The following is a 1,753-nucleotide window of genomic DNA, read 5'->3' as shown; positions in this document are numbered from 1 at the left end:
CACCGTCACCCCGGTCAACGACCAGCCGATTACATCGCCCGTAGCGCTGACTTCGATCGAGGAAGATAGCGGTGCGCGCGTGATCACCCAGGCAGAGCTTCTCGCCAATGCATCTGACCCAGAGCACGACAGCCTAACGGCAACCAATCTGGCAATCTCGTCTGGTTCGGGCACACTGGTCGACAACAATGATGGCACTTGGACTTACACGCCGGCTTTGGACGACGATACGACAGTCTCGTTTTCGTATACGGTAACAGACGGTCACGACACTGTGGCTGGCTCAGCCTCGCTTGACATCCTTCCAGTCGATGAGGTGCGGATCGAGGACACAAGTCACGACTACGACGACAAGGACATTAACGGGAACACGCACACTGTCGACACGAGGGGGTCGTCTGGCAACGATACACTTGCTGGAGGAACCGGAAACGACTCCATCAACGGCCTCAACGGCGCCGACACCATCTATGGGCGCGCGGGCAATGATACGTTGAAGGGAAATGCCCAGAACGATATCATCTATGGAGGGTCGGGGAACGACTCCATTGACGGGGGTGGTGGTGTGGATCACCTCTGGGGCGGATCCGGCGGCGACACCTTCCAGTTCAATACAGGCGACGTCGGTGGCGATACGATCCATGATTTCGGCAACGGCGCGGACGTGATCGATCTGTCGGCGCTCATACCAGGGATCCTGACGTTTGGCGGCAATGGATCGATCGCCGCCTATACGGTCGTCTGGCAGGAATCGAATGGGAATACGATCGTGTCGGCCGATACCAACGGATCCGGCGGCGCAGACTTCTCCATCACCCTCATCGGCACAGGCCTGAAGCTAACGAGTGGTGATTTCCTGCTCTAAATTGCAAAAATGTCGGCAGTTACGGAGGCGGGCTGTAAGGCCCGCCTCCTTTCTGTACGGCAGTTCAGATAGGCATTGCTAAATAGCAAGATATGGCGACCCCTGCAGGGCTCGAACCTGCGACCTACTGCTTAGAAGGCAGTTGCTCTATCCAGCTGAGCTAAGGGGCCGTCGAGCCGCAGGCCTGGACCTTTAGTGGGTCCAGGGGCCGACGCGATTGAACTTGAAATTGTCGGAATAGGACATAGCGCGCCGCTTGATCTCGTGCGGCTCCTCGACCCGATAGGCGATGCCTTCGCGCTCGGCATAGGCAATGGCCTCTTCCTTGGTGTCAAACCAGAGGCGGAGCTGCTGACGGGTATCGCCCGAGCTGGTCCAGCCCATCAGGGGCTCGATCTCGCGGGGCTTGTCCTGCTCGAAGACGAGAAGCCATTGCTTGGTCCGGGCCATGCCGGACTGCGTAGCGGACTTGGCGGGCTTGTAAATCCGGGCGGGCATTGGTTTTTTGCACTCTCTCCAAGACTCTTGCCGGTGAGGATGGTCGGGGCGGCAGGATTTGAACCCGCGACCCTCTGCTCCCAAAGCAGATGCGCTACCAGACTGCGCTACACCCCGTATCTCTCTCAATGGCTTGGTTTCTCTAGCGATTTGAGAACCCCTACGCAAGCCCAAGGTTTCAGAGTTCAGAATTTAGTGGATCCATGGGACGGGTGAACAGAAGGTTTCGGGAAAAAAGCCCCATGGGTGTTCGGCAGGCGTTCTCAAAACTGCTGCAGGGGCAAAACACAAGGGGGAGCTTCCGAGGTCCTGTTCAGAATCGATTACGCCCCCTGGCGTGTGCAACGCGGGCGCTGCAGGAATGCGCGAGCGTCGTCGAGGCCCCTCTAC

Annotated in this window: 2 protein-coding genes and 2 tRNA genes; 1 reads left to right on the top strand and 3 read right to left on the bottom strand. The window is 58.3% G+C overall.

What is annotated here, in order from left to right; genetic code table 11:
- Positions 1–865, top strand: an 865-nt coding sequence (locus ACUXUR_RS26710) for a cadherin-like domain-containing protein (RefSeq protein ID WP_445505374.1), incomplete at its 5' end; no start/stop codon positions are given.
- Between the two features lie 93 nt (positions 866–958).
- Here the strand turns inward: ACUXUR_RS26710 and ACUXUR_RS26705 are convergent.
- From ACUXUR_RS26705 to ACUXUR_RS26695, 3 genes are all read right to left on the bottom strand, one after another.
- Positions 959–1,035: transfer RNA gene (locus ACUXUR_RS26705), tRNA-Arg, on the bottom strand.
- A 22-nt stretch (positions 1,036–1,057) separates the two neighbouring features.
- Positions 1,058–1,363: an ETC complex I subunit gene (locus ACUXUR_RS26700; RefSeq protein ID WP_445505373.1), complete on the bottom strand. Its 306-nt coding sequence runs from the start codon at positions 1,361–1,363 to the stop codon at positions 1,058–1,060.
- A 40-nt stretch (positions 1,364–1,403) separates the two neighbouring features.
- Positions 1,404–1,480, bottom strand: a tRNA-Pro gene (locus ACUXUR_RS26695).
- Positions 1,481–1,753: the final 273 nt, after the last annotated feature.

Source organism: Microvirga medicaginis, assembly GCF_052658925.1.
Note: the sequence above shows the minus strand (reverse complement) of the source record. Positions and strands in the feature narration are given on the sequence as shown.